The organism is Chitinophaga terrae (ex Kim and Jung 2007) (assembly GCF_900107795.1).
Lineage (GTDB): Bacteria > Bacteroidota > Bacteroidia > Chitinophagales > Chitinophagaceae > Chitinophaga > Chitinophaga terrae.
On sequence record NZ_FNRL01000002.1, the window covers coordinates 369,000 to 390,442 of the forward strand.

Below are 21,443 nucleotides of genomic sequence, written 5' to 3' on the forward strand. Positions count from 1 at the left end.
ACGCTGATATCCCCGGGAAAAGATCAAATAGTGCAAGTCTTGTATCAAAATTCATAACATCTCCCTTAGCGTACCTGATATATTTACAGGTATCAGCAATGTATCTCCGTTATGAAATGTTTAGCTAGTCTTTGTATTCCACTTTTCCTGTTATTTCCCTGCTTGCCGGCGTCCACACAATCAAACAACCTGAAAGCGGGATTTCTCCGCCCGCCCGCCAATTGCCGGCCCGGCGTTTATTGGTATTTCATGGATGGGAATATGAACGCAGAAAGCATTACCCGCGACCTGGAGTCGATGAAAACGGCTGGTATAGGGCAGGTAGTGTTCCTTGAAGTGAATGTGGGTATCCCACGGGGGAATGTTACTTTCCTGAGCGACGAATGGCTGCATCTCTTTTCTCACCTGGTAAAAGAAGCAACGCGTTTAGGTATATCCGTTACACTCGGCATAGGGCCGGGGTGGACAGGAAGCGGAGGACCATGGGTAACCGCCAATCGTTCCATGCAAACCCTGGTAGCCAGCGAAACGGTTATTCAGGCGAATGATGCAGCGCCTGTTGTACTGCCTGTGCCGCCTCCGGAAAAACCTTTTTTCGGTGAGGGTACTTTAACTGATGAATTGCGTGACAAACGTAATGCGTTCTATGAAGACGTGGCCGTATTGGCCTTCCCGGCGCCGGAGAAACAGGAAAAGATTGCCAGCTGGCCTGAAAAAGCATTCTATTACCGGGCTCCATATACATCCAGTATCGTTAAGCCATTTTTGACGGAAGCCACTACAGTGGTAGATCCTGCTGCTACAATACCGCGCCGGGAGGTGCTTGACCTGACGGAAAAAATGGATAAACAGGGCCGGTTACACTGGCGGCCTCAAAGCGGGAAATGGATAGTAATGCGCTTCGGAAGCCGCAACAACGGCGCTGTTACGCGTCCTGCTCCCATACCGGGATTAGGTTTTGAATGCGATAAATTTGATACTACCGCCCTGAAAGATCACCTCAACGCGTACGTGGGAAGAATATTTGAAAAAGTGGGAATGAAGCCAGGAAAACAATCGCCCGGCGGAATAACATTCCTGCATATGGATAGCTGGGAAATGGGTTCGCAAAACTGGTCGCAGCATTTCAGGAAAGAGTTCTCCAGGCGCAGGGGATATGATCCGTTAAAATACTTCCCGGCCTATCGGGGTTACGTAGTGGACAACGCCCAGGTAAGTGAACGTTTCCTGTGGGATATGCGCTTAACGACGCAGGAACTGATATTCGAATACCATGTGAAGTTTGTAAAAGAATATGCAAAGAAATACAACCTGAAGCTATCTATTGAGCCATACGATATGAATCCAACATCCGACCTGGAACTCGGGCGGCTGGCAGATGTGCCCATGGCCGAGTTCTGGAGCCTGCATAGGGGATTCAACAGCTCTTTCAGTGTAATAGAAGCATCTTCCATTGCTCATGTTGAAGGAAAACCGCAGGTACCCGCCGAGGCTTTTACCGCGCAGGATAATGAAGGGTGGCAGCAGCACCCTGCATCCATGAAGAACCAGGGCGATTGGGCATTTGCCGCAGGTGTGAACAGGTTTGTATACCATACCTTCCAGAACCAGTTCCTGCCGGATTCTTTAAAGCCCGGTGCAACTATGGGGCCATATGGTATACATTGGGACAGGAGCCAGACATGGTGGCCGATGGCAGGCAGTTATCATCAGTATGTAACCCGCTGCTCCTATTTGTTGCAGCAAGGCCGCACGGTTGCCGATATCCTGTACCTGGCGCCGGAAGGATGCCCGCATGTTTTTGTACCTCCTTCGTCTGCCATCCGTGGCGATACGATCGGCGACAGGCGCGAGTATAACTTCGATGGATGTACGGCGTCGCAATTGGCCAGGGCGAAGGTGGTGAATAAGAAAATTGTATTTCCCGGCGGCGCAACATACAGGGTGTTGGTATTGCCCGCTTCTGAAACTATGACGCCTGAGTTGCTTTCAGTGGTAGAACGCCTGCTGAAAGCCGGTGCAATGGTGATCGGTAACCCGCCTTCCAGGTCGCCAAGCCTGGTAAACTATCCTGCCTGCGATAAAGAAGTTGTAGCCGCAGCTAAGCGAATATGGGCAGTTGCCGATGATCCTTCTCTTTCTATCCGCCCTTATGGAAAAGGAACAATTATCTCCGGCGGCAATACAAAAGAACTGGATGGCCAGTTGTATCCTTTTTATGAAACTGTAACGGCAATGCTTAAACGCTACGGGGCGCCGGCAGACTTTGAGGCCGACGGTCCCGTGAGGTACACCCACAGGACTGGCGGACATTGGGATGTATATTTCGTTTCAAACACTACTGATAAACCTGTTAATGTTCAGTGCCGTTTCCGTACAACCAAAGGAGCGCCCGAACGCTGGGATGCCATTAATGGCAAGATCAGCCGGGTAAAATATTTTGAACAGGAAGGTCCGGTCACTTCCCTTCCTTTGCAGTTAGATGCATTTGAAAGCTGCTTTATAGTGTTTGATGAGAATAACCGCTGGGCCTCAATTTCAGCGCCTGTAGAAAAGAAATCGTTGCAGGTAATGGATCTCAGCACTGAATGGAAAGTAGCCTTTGATAAAAAATGGGGAGGGCCTGAGATGGCCGACTTTTCCCGGTTGCAGGACTGGAGCCGGTCGCCGGATTCCGGTATCCGTTATTATTCAGGCATCGCTGTCTATACCAAAACATTCGACTACAATGCTTCGATGAAACAAAGCGGCATTTACCTGGATCTTGGAAAAGTCCGTAACCTTGCCCGCATTACCCTGAATGGAAAAGAGTTAGGCACTGTATGGACAGCGCCATGGCGTATTGATATCAGTTCGGCTCTAAAGCAAAAGAACAATGTGCTGAAAATAGAAGTAGCGAATTTATGGGCGAACCGGTTGATCGGCGATGAACGAAGGACGGACGATGGCATAAAGAACGGCGCCTGGCCTCAATGGTTGATAAACGGAACGCCAAGGCCTGGTAACAGGTATACTTTCACAACCAGCAGGCAATATAATGCTAACTCCAGGTTGTTTGAGTCGGGGTTACTGGGGCCAGTCACTATTACAATAGAGGACGAATAGACGGCTGCCAGGTAATTTCGTATAGGGCTGACCTTTATATTTTTGGGTCAGCCTTTTTTTATTGAACAATGCTAACTCCACTCTTACAGGGATGGAGCGAGCGTGTTCATTTTATTCATTCTGAAATTCTGTTCATTTTGTTCATTCACGAAACGGCTGACTTCCCTGCTGTTTTAACCCCTATTTTAGCTGCTGTACCGAAATAGCCCGATAGAATCATAGCGATAGTATCCTTATGCATAACCCACTGCGTCCCTATAACTCCCGGAATGTCGTTTCTGTTTGCCAAAGCAGAATGAAGTACCTGTTATGCCTGTTGGGATGTTGTTTATTCTCGCTTTTAACCAATGCACAAAATTGCCCCGTTACCCAGCAGAGGAAATACGCTACCCAACATATAGAAGAGAGTTCAGCGGGTTCGGTATCCGAAGGTGAAAAAAGCGCGGATGCAAACCCAAAAACTGCGTCCACATTAAGTATAGGATTGGCGCTTTTAGGCGGTAGCGCTACTCAGCATATGGGCTTCAGTTCACGGGTTCAGGCGGGTACACCGGTAAGCGTTAAAATAAATTATCCTTCAAGTCTCCTGGGTGTGGGCGTTACCGTTACGGTACAACCCTTTGTTTACAACGGTTCAGGTAGCCCTGTGGCCACAGGCCGGTCCTGGACCGCTTCCAGCCTTCTTGCGTTGGCCAGCGCCAATGGCGATTTTATCATGACAGTAACCCCGCAAAATAACAGTGGCGTTAACCTGCCTTACGATGGGGTTTCAGTGAAAATGTCGGCAGCCGTGGGGCTTGGACTTAGCATGAATGTTTACGACGCCTGGATCATGGAAACCGTTAATCCTGCCGCCTGCAATAATCCAATAGATGTATTGTCGGGCGCCCGGGCCGGTGCAGTGCAGTTACTCAATGCTACCGGTGGGGTGACCCAACCCTGGGACGCGATAGACGATGATCCCGGACTGACCACTTACGCAACGCTTAACACAGGTGTACAGGTATTAAGCCAGGTATTTGAAACGGTTGTTTTCAGTACTCCATCAAAACCCGGCGATTCGCTCTATATCGTATTGCAGGACCCCGGCGCCGCATTGCTGGACCTGGGACTCCTGAATGGTTTCAGGATACAGCCTTACCTCGGCGATAACGCTGTTGGCGCCCCAATAACTAATAGCGCATCCCTGCTGAACCTGCGTTTGCTGGCTGGTGCAGGGAACAAGTATGTGTTGTCTGCCGCTGTGCCGGCGTCGTTCGACCGGCTCGATATACAAATGGGAGGGGTAGCCAACGCGCTTGCGTCCCTGCGGCTATATGATGTTCGAATGGTCGCGCCCCGTCCGCAGATCGAATTGCAGTTGAACGGTATTCCGGATGCGGGCCCTGTATGCATCCGGGATGTAGGAAAGATCAAACTGCAAGTAACGAACATCGATCCCTGCGCCACTTATTACTGGTACAAATCAGACAATACGCCACTGCCGGCAGGCACTTCGTTTTCGCCGGTCCTTACCGCCGCCGGAACTTATACCTGGTATGTGGAAGCAGTTCGGAACGGCTGTTCCAGCCAGGTTAAAAATCGTATGCCCGTTACCGTGAAAATAGTTCCCGTACCTGGTAGTCCCTTGCTTACTATTCAACCAAATAATCCATAAAATATGAAAACAACTACACTTATGAAGAGTCCATCCCTTTACCGCTTCGCCCTTCTGGCTGTTATAATGCTTATGAGCGCATGGCAGTTAAAAGCACAGGTCATTAAAACGGCGGCCGACCTGGTAGGAACAAGTACGCAGGATGGTAAAACCATCATCTGTTCTGAGAGCGCGAATTTTACGCTTAAATCTTCGACTGTTGACCCTACCGACAACACTACCCCTTATAAAACCTGGACATGGTCTGAACTGGGTACAGACGGAACGCCGGGCGCTCTGCTCCCGGGTGCGACTCCCAATAAGGAAAAACTGGAAGTCAGCGGCGCTGTTCCCGGCTGGCATACTTACCAGGTAGTAGCGTCGACTGGCGATGCTAATTGTCCTTCCGAACCTGTAACCTTCACAGTATTTGTATTACCTCCACTTACGGTTGCCGCGGCTATAGATCAGGCCAATAACCTATCGTTGACCTATTGCGCGGAGAGTGGGGCGCCTACTGATCCCGCTAAGCTGATCAAGATGGATGCTACTGCCGGCTTCCCCAGCGGCGGTATCCGCATCATCCAGGGGTTACGTGACCTGAAAGTAACAGACTTTGAACTCAATTATAAATGGATCAGGGTAAACCTGGCAGATAACAGCACTACGGATGTAGCCACAAATACAACCGGCACATATACGATCTCTGATCCGGCATCTACTACGGCAACTGAGGTAAAGAAATATGGCTACAAAGTGCAGGTTTCATATGCTGTCAAATCTACCTGCGCTGCTACCGAGGCTACTGTAATGAAGACCGGTACTACACCGGCTGAAATAACTGTAACTCCGAAACCTGGTAAACCAGTTATCACCATCGAATAAGCTGCCAGATGCGGAGACTAGCCATAGCCATTTTATTCGTGACAACAGGATGGGGGTACCGCGCTGCGGCACACCCTCCTGTTATCAGGTATATCATGCCCGGCCAGCAGGTGAAACTCTCTGCCAGTCCCCTTACTGCGCCCCGCTATCAATGGTACCGGAATGGCGCAAGCATAGAAGGCGCAGTACAACAGGAATTTGTTACCTCACAACCCGGCGTGTATGCAGTGGAGGCGTTCAATGAAGGCGGATGTGTATCCGAGTTATCGGACCCCGTGGTGATAGAACTGATCACCAATAGCGCAGAAGCGGATGTTGCGATCAGCAAATCGGCCGACCAGGGCGCTTTCCAGCTGAATAATACGATGAGTTACCATTTGCAGGTATTCAACAACGGCCCGGGCAACGCTTCCGCTTTGCAGATAGCAGATCAACTGCCATCGCAGGTGTTGTTGGATCTATTGGAGAAACCGTCAGCGGGAAAAGCAGAATATAACGTCAACGCACATACGGTATTATGGAAGATCGATGAATTGCCTGCCGGCGGCAGCGCTACGCTTTCTATCCGGGTGAAAATACAGGCAACAGGCCGGATCACCAATACTGCAACGGTAACAGCTATGGAAAAAGACCCGGTAACCGGCAATAACAGCAGTACGCATCAACTGGAAGTACTGCCTTTATTCATCCCGAATGCGATCACACCTAATGGTGATGGCGTCAACGACAAATGGGTGATTGAAGGATTGGAAAAATATGCTGAGAATGAACTTACAATTCTTAACCGCTGGGGCAACCACGTATTTGAACAGAAAGGATATGCACAAAACTGGAGTGGCCAGGGGCTCAATGATGGCACCTACTTCTACCTCTTAAGGGTGAAAGACAGCAGGGGACAATGGCAGGAGTTCAAAGGATATATCACATTACTGAGACCTTAATGTATACATTATGCGTTTTAAAAAGCGATTGACAGGCCTGCTCCTGTTATGCAGCTGGGCAATGGGCGTACAGGCGCAACAGGATGCCCAGTTCAGCCAGTATATCTTTAACGGGATCTATATCAACCCCGCTTATGCCGGTTACCGGCAGGAGTGGAATGCAAATGCCTTTTACAGGCGGCAGTGGGCCGGGGTACCCGGCGCTCCCGAAACTATGTCGGTGGCGGTAGACGGCAGCGTGAATGACGACCGCGTAGGTTTAGCGTTGTTGCTATCTTCCGATAAAGTGGGAGCGCAGACACAGCAGGCAGCCTACCTGAATTATGCTTACCGTTTGCATTTCAATGAAGATGCCTCGCAGCTGGCTTTTGGTATAGGTGCAGGAATTACGCAGCAGGGCCTGGACCCATCCAAATTACAGTTTGCTAATCCCAACGAACCAAACCTGTCGGGGGCTGCACAGTATATGCTGCTGTTCGATATGCGGGCAGGGATCTACTATACAACCGCCACCTGGTTTGCGGGGTTGTCTGTAGATAACCTTACAGCCCAATACCAGGCAGCAAGGAAGCCGCTTGCAAAATTCATCCCGGCGCCGAAGCCGCATTATTACCTGACTGCAGGAGCTATGTTGCGGATGAACGACGATGTGTACCTGAAGCCGGTGTTCCTGCTGAAAGATGACCGGGGAGGACCTACCAGCCTGGATCTCAATCTTTTCGTGTTGCTAAAGGAAATGGTATGGCTGGGAGGCGGTTACAGAACCGCTGTGGATCTCTACAGGAAGCCTGATCTTCAATCTAACCTTACCCGCTCCAGCGCCGTTATTGCAATGGCTGAAGTATTTGTTTTGCCGGAACTGAGAATAGGGTATGCTTACGATTATGCATTGAACAAATACAGCAGTTATAACAATGGAACGCATGAGCTATCACTGGGCTTTTATTTCAAAAGGGCTGAGAACAGCCGCAGTCGGGCGTTACGGCAATTACGGTGTAGTTATTTCTAGTTTAGTGTTAAATGCTGTAAATGGAATTATAGCATATCAATCATATGGTAGAAACAGGGCTGATTTTCTAGTCGGCCTTCTTTTATTTAAAGCAATGGTATAACAGGAAAAGAGTAGTGAATTAGGGTGTTGATCTATTTATGTTGCTGGAAAAGAAAAAGCCCTTTTTGAATAAAAGGGCTGTAGAGTTGAGTGCGGGTGGAGGGACTCGAACCCCCATGCCGCGAAGCACTAGATCCTAAGTCTAGCGTGTCTACCAATTTCACCACACCCGCATTGTAAGAACTTCCCGCTACGAACGGGATTTAAAGGACTGCAAAGGTATATTTTTTTCTGAATTAACAAAATCCTGTGCTAAAAAAATATAAGGTATATCGCCCCGATATTTAGAAATTCGCGTTAAGCTGCTTAAATTAACAGAGATTTCCAGAAAAAAATCAGTCTTCTACCATGGCTAAAACCTTTTTTGAAGAATTAAATAGCAATGCTACCGGTGTAGCCTACAAGAATATCAACCTGAAAAAAGCCGCCCTGGCCTTTTTTGCCAATAGTGGAAATGCAACCATTGCCGACCTGTGCAAAGAACTTAACCTGAGTACTCCCAAAGTGACTAACCTGGTTAATGACCTGATTGGCGACGGACTGGTAATGGATTATGGGAAGATTGAATCTACAGGCGGGCGTAAGCCTAATTTGTACGGGTTGGTGCCTGATTCTGCTTTCTTTATCGGGGTAGATGTAAAACAGGATCACCTGAACCTTGGCCTCTCCGACCTGCATAAAAACCTGATCACTACAGTGGAGGATCTGCCTTACCAACTGGATAATACCAAGGCTTCATTAGAGCAACTATGTTTACTGATCAACAACTTTATTGACGGCTTAACGGTCGAAAAAGAAAAGATCCTGGGCATCGGTATCAACATCCAGGGGCGTATTAACTATGCGACGGGATATAACTACAGCCTGTTTCATTTCGACGACGAGCCACTCAGCAAGGTGATCTCCGAAAAGGTTGGTATCAAAGTATTCCTGGAGAACGACTCCAGGGCTATGGCGTATGGAGAATTCAGTTCCGACATTGTGAATGGCGAAAAGAACGTATTGTTCCTGAACCTGGATTACGGTATTGGTATGGGAGTAGTGATCAACGGAGAATTATACTATGGTAAATCCGGTTATAGCGGAGAGGTAGGACATATACCCATGTTCGATAACGAGATCATTTGCCATTGCGGAAAGAAAGGCTGCCTGGAAACAGAAGCATCGGGTTGGGCGCTGGTAAATATGTTCAGGCAGAAGCTGGCCGCCGGCTCCTCGTCTATGCTTACCCGTAGTCATAAATCATCGGAAGACATACACCTGCACGATATCATAGAAGCTGCCAATAACGATGACATGCTGGCAATAGAAATGCTGGGAAAGGTAGGAGAGAACCTGGGCAGGGGCGTAGCATTGCTGATGAATATCTTCAACCCTGAACTGGTGATCCTGGGAGGTGCGTTGGCTGAAGCGCGGGATCATATCCGTTTGCCCATCAGGAGTGCTATGAATAAGTATTCGTTGAGCCTGGTAAGCAACGATTCTACCCTGAAAATGTCGAGGCTCGGGGAAAGGGCCGGGATTATCGGCGCTTGTTTGCTGGTAAGGAATAAAGTATTGATAAGTTGATGTTTTATTAACATGGAAGAGCTGATTTTTAGTTAACTTTAGCATATACCTGAATTCCATTTCTCACCTTTAAAATCGGGCTTATGGCTACCTTAACAGCTTACCTGGTTTTCGGCAACAATGGCCGGGAAGCCATGAATTTCTATCAGAAGTTTTCGGAGGAGATCTGCACATTATGACAATGGGCGAATCGCCGATGAAAGACCAGATGCCTCCTGAGGCAAAAGACCTTTTAATGCATGGTTATTTGCAGGCTCCTGGATTTGCTTTGATGGCCTCTGATGGCATGCAGGGGCAACCTCCTGTAAACGGCGATTCCGTAGCATTGGCGCTGGGCGTCGATTCAATAGAAGAAGCGGAAAAATTGTATAAGGACTTATCGGCTGGCGGCAGCATCAAGATGGAGTTGCAGGAAACATTCTGGGCCCATCGCTATGCGCAGTTTGCCGACAAATATGGCATTAACTGGATGATCAGCTATAACAAGCCAATGTAGCGCCAGTACATTAACCCCCGGGTTCAGCGATCGTTAATTCTTCAGCGACTTGATTTTTGCGACCAGGTTCCTGAACCCGGATATCAGCTTTTCAGAAATACCCCATTGTTTCCTTTTTTCAATTGCAGGTTTGTACCCCGGGTCATAAGTAATGATGAGGTCTATCATTTTCCGGCAGGTATAAAGATCTCCTTTCCCTTCAAATGCAAGCGCCATCAGGTACCTGATACCCGAAACTTCGCTATCCCAGGCCCAGTTGTTGGCGGTGTAGATGTTCAAACTCTGGATGCAGTAGGCCAGGCAACTGTTGTACTCTTTTACTCCCATATAAGCTTCCGCCAGATGCGTATATATGCTCACGCTATAGCTGGGGCTGTTGGCAATAATATCTCCCCTTTGCATAATGGTCAGCGTATGCAGCATGTCTGTAATTGCCTCCTGGTACCGGCGCAGCTTTAACAACGCTTTACCCCTGAAGTAATATATTTTCATTTGGGAGATAACAGGAAGCTGCGGTATACCGCCAATGGATATACGATTATTTACCGCGCCCACGCAATGTTCATATTGCTGGTTGTCGAAATACAGGTACATAAGATTGAAATAAGCATCGCTGTCGTCGGGCTTCTCGCTTAAATGATCTTCCAACGCCTTGATCCGTTCAGAGAGGTCATTGCTCCTGTCTGACCGGATGAACGCCCTGCCCGTCTTGATCCTGTCTATGCTTAAACCTATTCTTTCCCTTTCAAAAACAGAGAGCTGGTTTAACTGCGGTATAATTTTTTGCTGGTAATCGTCCAGTACTTTTTCATGCAGCGCTAACGCGGAGGTAAACTCTTCCAATGCACAGAGGTCTTCTATCAGGCGCTCGTAAATAGAAACATAGTAGATGAGTGGCAACTCCTTGCTGTATTCCTGCAATATGCGTTTGCGGTCAGATACTGCAGCAGCCAGCTTGCCCATGTTATGGTACGCATCGGCGCGCGATTCCAGCTGTTCCCAGAACGGATGTATGTTGAACCCGATGGTATGAACCAATACAGCTTCTACATACACCCCTGCTTCGTTTAGTGCGATGCCATAGTTGTTGCAACACATGGCATAGTGCAGCAGGTTGCCGGCGGTAGGTTCGCCGGTATTTTTATTCCAATAATTGTAATACCTGTCGAAAGCCTGTTTATAGAGGAACTTCTTCGCCTTATGCACCGCTTCATTGGCTTCGTTGGATACCAGTTCGCTGAACGTCATCGCTGCCAGGTACCATTCAAAAGCAGATCCTTCATTACTGGCCGGCCAATATTCTGGCCACTCGCCGTTCACCTGGCAGCAGGAGTAATACCAGCGGATAAAGCAGGATGGAAGCTGATCTCCGTTCATACACCTGTTATACCACTTCCTCGCCTCTTCGTAACTTTCAACATTAAATAAAGCAGTAGCTATATAGTAACTGAAAAAATAATCTTCTTCCGGGTATTGCAATAAGAGTTCCTTGCCCATAGAGATCTGCTGCAATGCGCTCTCCTCGGGATCTTCAGAAAACAGGTGCCGCCAATAGATGAGCGATCCCTTGCAGAACGTCTTATAAAGGGGCAGCGATCTTTCGCCTGTTTCCAGCCGCTTCTTGATGTCTTTCAGCAAAAGCAGCATATAATCATCCCCGCTTTCATTGGTATAAAGCAGGGTGTCGATAAGGGATTCCAGGAATTCGTAATCTTTCTGCTCAAACGCCAGGTGGGCAATGGATAAAAGGCGTTTGGGGAATGGATTGCAGCCGATGGCCTGCTTGTAATAGATAAGCGCCAGCGGGGCATTATCATTACTGATATACAGGTCGCCTATGCGTATAAAACATTCGAACTTTGCGGAGTTGAGCTGCGGAAGATCAGTACTGTAATGGGTATTGACGATCTCGAGATATTTAAGCATATCGGCCAGCGCCAGTTCTGTTTCTTCCAGTTGCCTGTGAACATGGAAGCTGTATAGTAAAGCAGTAGTGGAAGAAACAGCATCGCCGCTCCCAACAATTGCCTCACAATCTGCCAGCGTTTCTTCTTCTTTATCGGAAATCTCGTGCGCACCGATCCAGGCCCGGTTTAACCGCGCCTTTAAATGAGTAGGATCCAGGTCTAATACTTTGCTAAAGGCTCCATAGGCAGATAAAAATGCAGTGTTGGCCAAATCCAAGTTACTGGTCAATTTCGCTTCTTCCAGTAAGGATAACCCTAACAGTTGCCATCCGCTGATATTGTCAGGATGTTCCTGTAACCAGGAGTCTAAATGTGTAATAACCTCCGTATATGCCTGCTCGTTGTACAGATTTTCCAGTTCTACTAATTCCATACACTTTATTCCATCGGCTAATTTATTAAGAAAGCAGGATGGATGCTAAATATTTCTAAAATAGTGCTTCCGAATAGCTATATTTAAAGACCATTTATTATCAGCCAGAAACTTACAAATCCTTTGCCATGAAAGCAATAATAGTATTGTTATTACTCCTGGGTAATACAGTGTTATATGCCCAGGAATGTGATTGCAAAAAGAAAGTAGATAGTGTAACTGCTTATCTAAGAAAGAATTACGTTGGATTTATTGATAAGGTTAACCCGGTTACCCAACAATCTTATCTTAGTTTACTGACAAAAGTCTCTACACAAGCCAGTGCCGCCAGAAGCTATGTTCATTGTTTATCCCTGATCCATAACTACCTGCGTTTTTTCAAAGATCAGCATTTGTTCATTACTCCTGCATTTATACCAGGTAGAGAAGTCGTTACTCCTCTTCCTGCACAATTGGAGATGCTGGATAAACTGCCCGCCGGCAGCGTTGCGGGCTATTACCAGTCAGACAGCCTGAAAGTAGCGCTGCTGAAACAACCCAAAGGGCTCAGGAGCTATGCCGCTGTAGTACTGCCCCCGGGAACGCCTGCCTGGCGCCCCAATGAAGTGATCTTTGAACTGGTGGCCAGGGGAAGAGACAAATTCGACATCATCAATTACGGGGATTGGAACAAACACCCTTTCGACAGCCTCGTGATCAACAAACAACGGAACGACCTGGTAACGCTGGGCTGGAGGCCCCGCGGCGCTGCAGACATTCATTTAACTGCAGCTGCACCGGCCTTCCCTGATATAACACCGCAGGGAAGTTATTTCCGCCAGTTATCCGACTCCCTGGGGTACCTGCGTATCAGCAGCATGCGGGCCGGCGACTACGATGCCGTTGATTCTGTACTGAATGCAAACGATGAACATATCCGCAAAAACAATCGCCTGATCATCGATATCCGGGGCTGCGACAGTGGCAGTTACAGGATAGCTGAAAGATTGCGCCCGGTTCTTTACACCCAGCCTGTGAGGATAATCGGGGAAGATTTTTTTGCGACGCCGGATAACCTGGCCGCCTGGCGACAATTGCTGGAAGCGCAAACCAACCAGTTGCCGGACGAATATGTGGAACAGTTGAAAGAAGTACTGCAACAATCAGCGGGTTTGCAGGGCCGGCTGGTGAGTATGGGGCCGGATGAGAACATGATCCTTCCAACGCCTTTACTGTTACCTGAAAAGGTAGCTATATTAATCGACGGTACCTGCCGGGAGGCTGCCGAACTGTTTTTACTGGAAGCAAAACAAAGCCAGAAGGTTAAACTATTCGGGAGGCCAACAGCCGGGGTGTCGGATTATGGGCATACTACCAATGTTAAATTTTTTTCTCCCAATTTTTTTCTCAGCTACCCGGTTACCCGATCAAGGCGGGTTGCAGCCAAACAAGGTATTGATAATAAAGGAATTATACCAGATGTTACCCTGGATTATAGCAAAGGAGAATGGATAAACGAGGTAATAAAAAATTTCTAATGCAGTTTCTGTTAAGATTTGATTAACACTCTCAATTTTTTAATATCTCATCTTTATACCTCAAAGCATATGCTCGCGCATATATGAGGGTTTAAAAAATAGTAACAATGGTAGAAAAAGTTGCCTCACAATTCCTTGTGAGGCTTTTTATTAAAATAATTTTTGTTGAAGGATATCTGTCAGGATATTAGTGAGTTCATGAAGGCTATTAGGTTTGGTAAGAAAGTAAGAGGCGCCCAGCTCTCTCGTTTCTTTTTTATCGACTTCATGGGAGGAGGTAGTATAGATAATAACAGGTATATCTTTCAGATGATCCAATTGCTGGATCTCGGCTAAAAACTGTTTACCATCTACCCTCGGCATATTTAGGTCTACAAATATCAGGTCGGGTAATAAATCCTGGCTTAATTTTATCAGTGCATCCTCTCCATTGATCGCTTCGTGATAGTGTATGTCTGGCGCCAACTCCCGCAATACTTCGCCAAATATCATTCTATCATCAATATCATCGTCAATTAGCAAGACGGAGGTATATTTACAACTATTGTCGGACATAACATTTTCGAATAGAGACAAATCTATGATTTTGTTGTTATTTTATTATAATTATAATAGGAGTAATTTTAACGTTGAGTAAGGTTTCCGCGGAAGCCCTTCATTATTAACCATCTATGCGATAGTTCTTAAAAACTAAACAAGCTCAGGCAAATGAAGAAATTTTTTATGCAACTCCCGCTGCCAAGGAAGTTGATACTGATCGCTGTAATACCATTGATATGCTTACTCTATTTTGGCTTTACAGTATTCAAGAAACAGAACGAGGACATTAACACCATTGATCGGCTTGCAGATAGAGTGATTAACGCTACCGCCATCATGAAGGTTGCAGACGAAATACATATGGAACGCCGCAACAGCGTCAACTATGTATTGCAAACAGGCAGCCTGAACGACCTGCTCACCCAGCGGGCGAAAACTGACCTGGCAATCGACGCCGTGAAAAGCCGGCTGCTTGCGTCCGATACCCGCTTCTTCCAATACTCTTTGCTCAATACCCTTCCCAAGAAAAGGAATGAGATAGACAGCAAGAGCATGCCCCAGCGACAGGTATTGGATTACTACTCCAATCTCATCTTCCGCCTGAACGACCTGGCTAATGTAAATGTGCCGGACCTGCCCGTGCTGTCGCCCATCCAGAAGGATATGAACGCCCAGTACCTGCTGGCCCAGATGGCCGCCTACCAGGGAATGATACGCATGGATATCTACTACTTCATGCTGAAGAAGGAGGTATGGCCTGAAGATTTTGCCAGGATCGAAAACAACAACGACATGGTCAATTCCTTCAGGGCAGAGTTTCTCGATAAAGCCTCGCCGGAATTAGTGAAAGATTTCCAGAGAATGGAGAACTCCAATGAAGTGAGGATCACCTCTGACTTTATCAAATCCACTATCCAGACCCGGAAGATCGACACGCTTTTTAATGCAGATTCCTGGTGGAGCATATCTACTCAATCTGTTGATCAGCTGAAACAATTGCAAAGAACCATCACCGATAAAGTATCGAAAGATACCAGGGTACTGTCTAAACAGGAAAATGATATTAAAACCAAATACCTGGTGGCACTGGTGCTTATCGTTGTATTGGTCATTACTTTTCTTGCTATCACTATTAAGAGTATTGCTGACAGCCTGGAGTTGTTGAGATCGGCGGCCGTGAATGTGGCAAGAGGAATTCCGAGTTCCATTCCGGATGTGATCAATACAAAAGATGCCCTGGGAAGCCTTGTCAGGTCGTTTGTGCTGATAGACCAGAATAACCAGGACCTGGCCACGGCGGCCGACAGTATTGGTAAAGGAAACTTCAATATAGATGTAAAACCCCGCAGCAGCGAAGATGTGCTTGGAATTGCCGTTGTGCAGATGGCGGCAGATCTTAAAGCCTTCAGGTATAACAACGATCAGAAAATATGGATACAGACAGGGCTTAACAGGATCAGCGAAACCTTACTGGGAGAAAAGGATTTGAACACTTTAAGCGATAATGCGCTTACAGATCTGATCCAGTATGCAGGCGCGCAAACCGGCGTATTGTACATTAAGCAATCGGGCATCCTTACCCTTTCAGCTGGTTACGCTCTGTCGCCTGATCATCCGGCCCCTGAAACTATTGAAATAGGGAAAACGCTGTTAGGTCAAAGCATGGTGCAAAAAGAACCACTGTACCTGCAGGAAACGCCTGACGATTTCCTTCATATTGCCGGTGCAACCAGCGGCTCCAAACCGGGATATGTACTGATAGTTCCTTTGGTGCACGCAGGCATCGCAGAAGGAGTGATAGAGATCGCATCGCTGTACCCGTTCAGGGAAGCGGCTGTCGACTTTGTGAAACAAGCTGCGGTGAACATCGCGATCGCTATCCAGAGTACGAGAAGCAGAACAAGGTTGCAGGAATTACTGGAAGAAACACAGGCGCAGGCAGAAGAACTGCAAACACAGCATAGTGAACTGGAAAGCCTGAACGTAGAACTGGAAGCGCAGGCCCAGCGACTGCAGGTATCCGAAGAAGAACTGAAAGTACAGCAGGAAGAGCTGATGCAATCCAACAGCGTACTGGAAGAAAGAAGCAGGATGCTGGAAGAAAAGAACCAGATCATTGTTGAACGCAATCTGGAGATCCAGAGAAAGGCTGAAGAACTGGAATTAAGCACCCGCTATAAATCCGAGTTCCTTGCTAATATGTCGCATGAACTGAGAACCCCGCTTAACTCTATTCTTCTCTTATCCCGCCTGCTGGCAGAAAATCATGATAAGAACCTGACCAACGACCAGATCGAATATGCAGATGTGATCAACAATTCAGGTAAAGGATTGCTTACCCTGATAGATGAAATACTTGATCTTTCCAAGATCGAATCCGGTAAAATGGAGCTGGAATATATGCAGGTGAGCGTGGCTACTATCTGCAACAATATGCAATCGTTGTTTGAGCATATAGCCAGGGAAAAAGGATTGCAGTTGCTGATAGATATCCATGGGGATGTACCGTCGGCCATCGAAACAGACCAGACAAGGCTGGAGCAGATCCTGAAAAACCTGCTGTCGAACGCCTTGAAATTTACTGCACGCGGCAGCGTGAAGCTGGTTGTGGAACGCGCTGCTGCGGCAGGCGCTATCAAGTTCACCGTACGGGACACCGGAATCGGTATACCGGAAGATAAACAACAGGTGATATTTGAAGCGTTCCAACAGGCCGATGGATCCACCCGTCGTAAATACGGCGGAACCGGATTGGGGCTTTCCATCAGCCGTGAGCTGGCTAAATTGCTAGGAGGTGGAATAACCGTAAGCAGCGAGCCGAACAAAGGAAGCGAGTTTACTGTAACCGTTCCTGTCTCCCGTGATGCTACACCTGCAAGCACTGTAGCGCAGGCGTCGCCGGAAGAAAAGACCAAAGAAGAAGGAACAAGCCGGTTCGTGGTGCCTGAAATACCTGCATCCGTGGAAGATGACAGGGGAATAGTGAGAAACGATGACCGGGTGATCCTGATCGTGGAAGACGATACTAACTTTGCGAAAGCATTGTTGGATTTCACACGCAAACGCGGATACAAAGGAATAGTTTCCGTACGGGGGGATGAGGCCACAGAACTTGCCAGGATCTATAAACCAGTGGGCATATTGCTTGATATACAGTTGCCGGTAAAAGACGGATGGCAGGTGATGGAAGAATTGAAAAGCGATCCGCGTACCAGGCCTATCCCGGTGCATATCATGTCGTCGCTGGAAGCCAGGAAAGAAAGCCTGATGAAAGGGGCGGTCGACTTTATCAGCAAGCCGGTAGACCTGGAGAGCATGGCATTGGTATTTGAAAAACTTGAATTTGTGCTGCAACGCTCTACCAAGAAGGTGCTGATCCTGGAAGAAAACACCAAACATGCGAAAGCATTGGCTTACTTCCTGAGCAACTACCAGGTGAACTCGGAGATCAGCAGTTCGGTGAACGATGGCATAGGTCTGCTGCAGCAGAAGGATGTTGATTGCGTGATCCTGGATATGGGGATCCCCGACCAGAAGGCATATGAAGCATTGGAAACTGTAAAAGAGATAAAAGGACTGGAGAACCTGCCGATTATTATTTTCACCGGTAAAAGCCTGTCGAAATCAGAAGAGCAGCGCATCCGCCAGTATGCGGATTCGATCGTGGTTAAAACAGCGCATTCTTACCAACGGATGCTGGACGAAGTATCGCTGTTCCTGCACCTGGTGTCTGAACAGGCGCCGGCAGCTTCACAGCCGAACAATAAGATGGGCATGCTGAACGAGGTGCTGAAAGATAAGACAGTGTTGATAGCAGATGATGACGTAAGGAACATCTTCTCGTTAACAAAAGCATTGGAGCGGCACCAGATGAAGGTTTTATCAGCCATCGACGGCAAGGAAGCCTTGCAGCAATTGAAAGAGAACCAGGTAGATATTGTGCTGATGGATATGATGATGCCGGAGATGGACGGTTACGACGCCATTGCAGCCATCCGCAAACAGGCGCCTTATAAGAACCTGCCGATCATTGCAGTGACAGCAAAAGCGATGATGGGAGACAGGGAAAAATGCTTGCAGGCCGGCGCCAGCGATTATATTTCAAAGCCTGTGGATGTTGACCAGTTGCTGTCTTTATTACGGGTGTGGTTATACGATAAATCCATGAAATAGTATGGAGCAAAAACAAGTTTTAATCGTAGATGATGATGTTAGGAACATCTTTGCGTTGAAAGCCGTATTACGTTCAAGAAATATTTCCTGTATTACAGCCGGTTCGGGAAGTGAGGCATTAGAGTTGCTGTCACATGATCACCGGATTGGAATAATTTTAATGGATATAATGATGCCGGATATGGATGGATATGAAACCATTGCCAGTATCCGGAAGATGCCGGAAGCCAGGCATTTACCTATTATTGCGGTAACTGCAAGGGCGATGGTGGGAGACAGGGAAAAATGTATAGAAGCCGGCGCGGATGATTATATTTCAAAACCGATTGATGTAGATGAATTGCTGGCTCACCTACAACAATTTTTATTGAAGCAACAGTGAGTAGAAATCTGATTAACGAGCAGGAGGTAGCCTTATTGTTGAATGATGTACTGGAGAAATACGGGTACGATTTTACTGATTATGCTCCTGCATCTATTAACCGAAGAGTAAATCATTTATACCAGCTCGATAGGTTTGTCAGTTTCGCGGAGTTCAGGTATCGTATCATTTCTGACCCTGCGTATGCGCATCGCTTTGTAGAAGAGATTACGGTAAACGTTACTGAAATGTTCCGCGATCCGTCATTTTACCAGGCTTTGCGCATGGAGGTATTGCCGGTGCTGGCCACTTATCCTTTTATCAGGGTATGGCATGCCGGCTGTTCTACGGGTGAAGAGGTGTATTCTTTTGCAATTTTGCTGAAAGAAGCAAAATTGCTGCACAAAGCAATAATTTATGCCACTGACCTGAACACAAGCGTGCTTGAAAAAGGGAGAAGGGGTATGTTCAGGCTTTCGCAGATGCAGCAATACAGCCGAAACTATATGGAAGCAGGAGGAACGGAAGATTTTTCTTCCTATTATACTGCCAATTATGAATATGCCAAATTCAGGGAAGAGCTGGGAGAAAAGATCATCTTTTCTCCACATAACCTGGTTACAGACAGTTCATTCAACGAGTTCCAGCTCATTATCTGCCGGAATGTGCTTATCTATTTTAACAAAGAACTGCAAGACAGGGTATTGACCCTGTTCAGCGACAGCCTGGAACAATTAGGCTATTTGGCTTTAGGTAGCAAGGAAACACTTAACTTTACCAAAGTGGCGAGAAAATTCAAACAGCTGGAAGGCAGGGAAAAGATCTGGCGTAAAATACAGCTGTAATTCTTAAAATGGTGGTTGATTATGACTTCAGCACCTTATCTGGTTGTTATAGGCGGCTCGGCGGGCGGATTGCAACCTGTACTTACCTTGTTACCAGGACTGTCAACAAGCTTGAAAGTGGCAGTGGTAATAGTATTGCATCGCCAGAGCCACCATGCCTCTGTTTTGACAGACCTGCTGGCCACAAGAACAGGATTGACGGTGAAAGAAGCCGAAGAAAAAGAGCTTATTCAGGCGGGAACGATTTATATTGCACCTGCGGATTATCACCTGTTGATAGAATCTGATCGTACCTTTTCGCTCGATGATTCCGAGAAGGTGAATTTTAGCAGACCAAGTATTGATGTTACTTTCTCGTCTGCAGCCTACGCCTACAAATCGAAAGTTTCAGCCCTGCTTCTATCTGGAGCCAACGCAGATGGGGTAGAAGGGCTAATAGATATTCATCAAGCCGGAGGTACAACCGTGGTACAAGACCCACTGACCGCTGATGTGGACTACATGCCCAGGGAAGCCGTCAGGCAGGCAAAGATAGACCTGATCCTGCAGCCAGAGGAAATGGCCAGGTTTATCAACACCATTGCCGGGGTATGATTATTGTTACGAATGCTGCTCCCGTGCTTTCGCATAAACCTAGCAACACGTATGATTTTAATTGTTGACGATAAACCAGAGAATATCCTATCTATCCGGAAAACGCTTGAATTATACAATTTTGAAGTAGATACGGCTTTATCTGGAGAGGAGGCATTGAAGAAAATACTGAAACATAGTTATACCGTCATCATACTGGATGTGCAAATGCCTAGTATGGACGGTTTTGAAGTTGCGGAAGCTATTTCAGGTTACAGCAAGGCAAAGGACATCCCTATCATTTTTCTTTCCGCGGTAAATAAAGACAAGAGGTTTATTGTAAAAGGATACGATTCGGGGGGAATAGACTATATAACTAAGCCCGTAGACCCGGATATCCTCCTCATGAAGGTCAAAACATTCTCCCGGCTTTACCAGCAATCTTTGGAGCTGAAACAGATGCACCAATCCCTGAAAGAGGAAACAGAAGTACGCAAATTAGCCCAGGAAGCCCTTATCGCTCATCAGCAACAGGTGAACGAAATGCTGGAGCAGAAGGTAAGGGAAAGAACCGAAGAGTTAAGGCGTATCAACAAATCGCTGGAAGCCAGCAACCATGACCTGCAGCAGTTTGCTTCCGTAGCCTCCCACGACTTGAAGGAACCCTTGCGGAAGATCCAGTTATTTGGAGCCATCCTGAAAGACAGGTTCCTGCACGAGGATCCTAATGCTATGTCGTATATGGAGCGGATAGTCGGCTCCTCCGAACGCATGGCCAAACTGATCAACGACTTGTTGAATTACAGCCGTTTATCTGTGGAAAGCATATACGAACCGACTGATTTCAATGTCCTGATCAATGAAATATTAAGTGACCTGGAGTTAATGATCAGTGAAAAGGACGCCAGGATAACTGTGGAAAAAATACCACAAATTGAAGCGGCCGCTGGGCAAATGAGGCAGGTCTTCCAGAACATTATCAGCAACGCCCTGAAATTCTCCAAGCCGGGGGTGGCGCCGGAGATCAGGATACAGGCAGAAAGGGTCACGGATCTGAACCCCGACAGCGCTACCTATGAAAACGGGAGATATTGCCGCATAGTGATCAGCGACAACGGGATCGGGTTTAATGAGAAATACCTTTCAAAGATATTTACCATCTTCCAGCGGCTGCATAATGCCGATATGTACGAAGGAACAGGAATAGGGCTGGCTATTGCAAAAAAGGTGATAGATAAGCACGGAGGCATTATAACAGCTAAAAGCCAGGAAGGAGTAGGCACTTCATTTATTATTGTACTGCCCATTCATAGAAGTCATTCATAAAAAAAGCCTATAAATCTTTCGATCT

General features: G+C 47.1%; 15 protein-coding genes and 1 tRNA gene. 13 read left to right on the forward strand and 3 right to left on the reverse strand.

Annotation, left to right across the window (positions count from 1 at the left end; all coding sequences use genetic code 11):
• The first annotated feature begins 111 nt into the window (after window positions 1-111).
• From BLV62_RS03645 to BLV62_RS03665, 5 genes are all read left to right on the forward strand, one after another.
• Window positions 112-3,105, forward strand: a complete 2,994-nt coding sequence (locus BLV62_RS03645) for a glycosyl hydrolase (RefSeq protein ID WP_089758796.1) — start codon at window positions 112-114, stop codon at window positions 3,103-3,105.
• Window positions 3,106-3,400: 295 nt separating this feature from the next.
• Window positions 3,401-4,762: an immunoglobulin domain-containing protein gene (locus BLV62_RS03650; RefSeq protein ID WP_089758797.1), complete on the forward strand. Its 1,362-nt coding sequence runs from the start codon at window positions 3,401-3,403 to the stop codon at window positions 4,760-4,762.
• 3 nt (window positions 4,763-4,765) lie between these two features.
• A complete protein-coding gene (locus BLV62_RS03655) occupies window positions 4,766-5,626 on the forward strand; it encodes a hypothetical protein (RefSeq protein ID WP_139169905.1) in 861 nt (286 codons plus the stop codon).
• 8 nt (window positions 5,627-5,634) lie between these two features.
• Window positions 5,635-6,567: a T9SS type B sorting domain-containing protein gene (locus BLV62_RS03660; protein WP_089758801.1), complete on the forward strand. Its 933-nt coding sequence runs from the start codon at window positions 5,635-5,637 to the stop codon at window positions 6,565-6,567.
• Window positions 6,568-6,577: 10 nt separating this feature from the next.
• Window positions 6,578-7,576: a PorP/SprF family type IX secretion system membrane protein gene (locus BLV62_RS03665; RefSeq protein WP_089758803.1), complete on the forward strand. Its 999-nt coding sequence runs from the start codon at window positions 6,578-6,580 to the stop codon at window positions 7,574-7,576.
• Window positions 7,577-7,769: 193 nt separating this feature from the next.
• On the opposite strand, the gene BLV62_RS03670 is transcribed toward BLV62_RS03665, so the two are convergent.
• Window positions 7,770-7,851, reverse strand: a tRNA-Leu gene (locus BLV62_RS03670).
• A 175-nt stretch (window positions 7,852-8,026) separates the two neighbouring features.
• Here BLV62_RS03670 and BLV62_RS03675 point away from each other — a divergent pair.
• A complete protein-coding gene (locus BLV62_RS03675) occupies window positions 8,027-9,247 on the forward strand; it encodes an ROK family transcriptional regulator (protein ID WP_089758805.1) in 1,221 nt (406 codons plus the stop codon).
• A gap of 175 nt (window positions 9,248-9,422) precedes the next feature.
• Complete coding sequence (locus BLV62_RS03680) at window positions 9,423-9,743, forward strand: VOC family protein (protein WP_139169907.1); 321 nt, start codon at window positions 9,423-9,425, stop codon at window positions 9,741-9,743.
• 33 nt (window positions 9,744-9,776) lie between these two features.
• Here BLV62_RS03680 and BLV62_RS03685 read toward each other — a convergent pair whose 3' ends face one another.
• The gene (locus BLV62_RS03685) at window positions 9,777-12,083 is read right to left on the reverse strand and encodes a tetratricopeptide repeat protein (protein WP_089758809.1); all 2,307 of its coding nucleotides are present in this window, start codon (window positions 12,081-12,083) and stop codon (window positions 9,777-9,779) included.
• A gap of 128 nt (window positions 12,084-12,211) precedes the next feature.
• Here BLV62_RS03685 and BLV62_RS03690 point away from each other — a divergent pair, with 128 nt between their 5' ends.
• On the forward strand, window positions 12,212-13,600 hold the full coding sequence (locus tag BLV62_RS03690) for a S41 family peptidase (protein WP_089758811.1): 1,389 nt from the start codon (window positions 12,212-12,214) through the stop codon (window positions 13,598-13,600).
• A 150-nt stretch (window positions 13,601-13,750) separates the two neighbouring features.
• On the opposite strand, the gene BLV62_RS03695 is transcribed toward BLV62_RS03690, so the two are convergent.
• Complete coding sequence (locus tag BLV62_RS03695; protein ID WP_089758813.1) at window positions 13,751-14,155, reverse strand: response regulator; 405 nt, start codon at window positions 14,153-14,155, stop codon at window positions 13,751-13,753.
• 153 nt (window positions 14,156-14,308) lie between these two features.
• Between BLV62_RS03695 and BLV62_RS03700 the strand changes: the two genes are divergently transcribed.
• Genes BLV62_RS03700 through BLV62_RS03720 form a run of 5 tightly spaced genes read left to right on the forward strand, consistent with a single transcriptional unit; the run spans window position 14,309 to window position 21,418 of the window.
• Window positions 14,309-18,313 (forward strand): response regulator, encoded by a 4,005-nt coding sequence (locus BLV62_RS03700; RefSeq protein WP_089758814.1) that lies wholly within the window; start codon window positions 14,309-14,311, stop codon window positions 18,311-18,313.
• Window position 18,314: 1 nt separating this feature from the next.
• Window positions 18,315-18,695: a response regulator gene (locus BLV62_RS03705; protein ID WP_089758815.1), complete on the forward strand. Its 381-nt coding sequence runs from the start codon at window positions 18,315-18,317 to the stop codon at window positions 18,693-18,695.
• Window positions 18,692-19,519, forward strand: coding sequence for a CheR family methyltransferase (locus BLV62_RS03710; RefSeq protein WP_225889599.1), 828 nt, complete (start codon window positions 18,692-18,694; stop codon window positions 19,517-19,519). Before BLV62_RS03705 ends, BLV62_RS03710 begins: the two co-directional genes overlap by 4 nt.
• Window positions 19,520-19,540: 21 nt before the next feature.
• On the forward strand, window positions 19,541-20,113 hold the full coding sequence (locus BLV62_RS03715; protein WP_089758817.1) for a chemotaxis protein CheB: 573 nt from the start codon (window positions 19,541-19,543) through the stop codon (window positions 20,111-20,113).
• Window positions 20,114-20,164: 51 nt separating this feature from the next.
• A complete protein-coding gene (locus BLV62_RS03720; protein WP_089758819.1) occupies window positions 20,165-21,418 on the forward strand; it encodes a hybrid sensor histidine kinase/response regulator in 1,254 nt (417 codons plus the stop codon).
• The last annotated feature ends 25 nt before the right edge of the window (window positions 21,419-21,443 follow it).

What these genes read in the sequence shown, in the direction of transcription:
- BLV62_RS03665 (WP_089758803.1), top strand. Translation starts at nt 6,578, where the DNA reads ATGCGTTTTAAAAAGCGATTGACAGGCCTGCTCCTGTTATGCAGCTGG.
- BLV62_RS03645 (WP_089758796.1), top strand. Translation starts at nt 112, where the DNA reads ATGAAATGTTTAGCTAGTCTTTGTATTCCACTTTTCCTGTTATTTCCC.
- BLV62_RS03705 (WP_089758815.1), top strand. Translation starts at nt 18,315, where the DNA reads ATGGAGCAAAAACAAGTTTTAATCGTAGATGATGATGTTAGGAACATC.
- BLV62_RS03675 (WP_089758805.1), top strand. Translation starts at nt 8,027, where the DNA reads ATGGCTAAAACCTTTTTTGAAGAATTAAATAGCAATGCTACCGGTGTA.
- BLV62_RS03650 (WP_089758797.1), top strand. Translation starts at nt 3,401, where the DNA reads ATGAAGTACCTGTTATGCCTGTTGGGATGTTGTTTATTCTCGCTTTTA.
- BLV62_RS03720 (WP_089758819.1), top strand. Translation starts at nt 20,165, where the DNA reads ATGATTTTAATTGTTGACGATAAACCAGAGAATATCCTATCTATCCGG.
- BLV62_RS03685 (WP_089758809.1), bottom strand. Translation starts at nt 12,083, where the DNA reads ATGGAATTAGTAGAACTGGAAAATCTGTACAACGAGCAGGCATATACG.
- BLV62_RS03695 (WP_089758813.1), bottom strand. Translation starts at nt 14,155, where the DNA reads ATGTCCGACAATAGTTGTAAATATACCTCCGTCTTGCTAATTGACGAT.
- BLV62_RS03680 (WP_139169907.1), top strand. Translation starts at nt 9,423, where the DNA reads ATGACAATGGGCGAATCGCCGATGAAAGACCAGATGCCTCCTGAGGCA.
- BLV62_RS03655 (WP_139169905.1), top strand. Translation starts at nt 4,766, where the DNA reads ATGAAAACAACTACACTTATGAAGAGTCCATCCCTTTACCGCTTCGCC.
- BLV62_RS03700 (WP_089758814.1), top strand. Translation starts at nt 14,309, where the DNA reads ATGAAGAAATTTTTTATGCAACTCCCGCTGCCAAGGAAGTTGATACTG.
- BLV62_RS03715 (WP_089758817.1), top strand. Translation starts at nt 19,541, where the DNA reads ATGACTTCAGCACCTTATCTGGTTGTTATAGGCGGCTCGGCGGGCGGA.
- BLV62_RS03660 (WP_089758801.1), top strand. Translation starts at nt 5,635, where the DNA reads ATGCGGAGACTAGCCATAGCCATTTTATTCGTGACAACAGGATGGGGG.
- BLV62_RS03690 (WP_089758811.1), top strand. Translation starts at nt 12,212, where the DNA reads ATGAAAGCAATAATAGTATTGTTATTACTCCTGGGTAATACAGTGTTA.